Consider the following 1,193-nt stretch of genomic DNA (forward strand, 5'->3'; position numbering starts at 1 on the left):
CCATGACCCATGACRGCGGTGGGGATTGCCACCCCCCAGTGTCATTCCCGGCCGGAAGCGGCGCAGCCGCTGAAGGGGAAGGGAACCCATAGCGYCGGGCCGTGCCGAACCGTSGTGCTCGTGAAGACGCGCCAGKCCTGGGTCCCCTTCCCTCGCTTACGCTCGCCGGGGATGACACGTCGGCGCCCCRCCYCCAYCACGTCATCACCGGGCTCGTCCCGGTGACCTCGCTTCCCTWAWGCGCGYGCTCRTCYRATCGAGGTGGCCGGGACGAGCCCGGCCGTGACAKCGGAGGGGGCATCTCATTCCCATCCCCCCTCAGGATGAGGCTCCCGGAGGCTCCCTCCACCACGTCATCACCGGGCTTGTCCCGGTGACCTCGCTTCCCTGAAGCGCGCGCTCGTCCGATCGAGGTGGCCGGGACGAGCCCGGCCGTGAGGGCGTCATCTCACCCATCACCGTCGCAGGATAGTTTCGAGGGTGCTGCGTTGTGAGGCCCAGTGGTCGCGGAATTCGTGCATGCGGTCGCGGAGCGCGTCGGCGAAGAAGGTGCGTTCGGCGAGGAAGCACGGCGGGCCGTAGCCGCCCTGGCAATGGCCGGTGTGGCGGCAGGCGCGGCGGCGGCAGGTGGCGGGGACTTTGAGAACGTCCGCGAGACGCCGCAGGGCGTCGTCGCAATCGGGCACTTTGGCGAGAATGGTTTGAGCCGGGTTCATGAGAATATCCCTTCTGGCAACGAGCGGATGAAACGGAGCGGATGAAACGACGGACGGCAGGCATTCCGGAAAGAGGCAATTTGGAAAACGGCGTGCGGGAAAAAGAGACGCGCTGGAAACGGACGCGGGTCCGCGGGCTCAGGGCGCAAACGGCCCGAACCTCGGCGAAAAAATCGAGGGTGGCGCGACGTGCGGTCCGGCTCGATGATGATGGTGGTGRTGTGGAGAAGCCGGACGGCACCTCGCGCACGGTTCTTTTAGGCGGACAGGCGGYGACGGCTCGCAATTGCTTCCCGAGGCGGACGTCGCCTTGAATCAAGCGACGGGCCTCGGGCCAGCCCCGAGCCAGGCACACAGCCTGGGCCTCTCGCCGAACGGGTTTTGCGTAAAACCCACCCGCGAGACCGTACCCGACCCCACAACCGCAACGCCTCGCGAGCGCGCCCCTCATTGGGTCGGACGGGAGAGGTTATAGCT

General features: G+C 67.2%; 1 protein-coding gene. It reads right to left on the reverse strand.

All coding sequences use genetic code 11. The annotated features are described in order from the left end of the window. Positions 1-455: 455 nt before the first annotated feature. Positions 456-716, reverse strand: coding sequence for a hypothetical protein (locus AC1DT3_RS21880; RefSeq protein ID WP_477467279.1), 261 nt, complete (start codon positions 714-716; stop codon positions 456-458). Positions 717-1,193 lie beyond the last annotated feature (477 nt).

The sequence above is a fragment of the Microvirga sp. P4_G7 genome (assembly GCF_056401005.1).